This is a genomic window from Hydrogenovibrio sp. 3SP14C1, assembly GCF_029625905.1.
GTDB lineage: Bacteria > Pseudomonadota > Gammaproteobacteria > Thiomicrospirales > Thiomicrospiraceae > Hydrogenovibrio.
In genome coordinates this window covers 1-265 of sequence record NZ_JARTLM010000150.1, presented here as the reverse complement: position 1 = coordinate 265, position 265 = coordinate 1, and the positions used below count along the sequence as shown (strand labels likewise).

Annotated in this window: 1 pseudogene; it reads left to right on the top strand. The window is 46.4% G+C overall.

Annotated elements, in window-relative coordinates:
• A pseudogene (locus P8629_RS12010) lies at positions 1-250 on the top strand (metallophosphoesterase); the annotation flags it as partial.
• Positions 251-265 lie beyond the last annotated feature (15 nt).

Below are 265 nucleotides of genomic sequence, written 5' to 3'. Positions count from 1 at the left end.
TCAAAACGCACGAGCCGTTTTGTTTGGTCATGTTCATCAAGATATGGATCGTACTTATGCCGGAGTAAAAGTAATGGCGAGTCCCTCCACTTGTGTACAGTTTAAACCGAATTCTGATGATTTCGCGTTAGATCAATGCTCTCCCGGTTGGCGTGAGCTTGAATTGCACGCTGATGGTCAAGTGACAACGCAGGTCAAACGATTAGCACGCGGAGCCTTTGTGCCGGATTTTACTTCAAATGGGTATTAACACTATGGGTTCGCG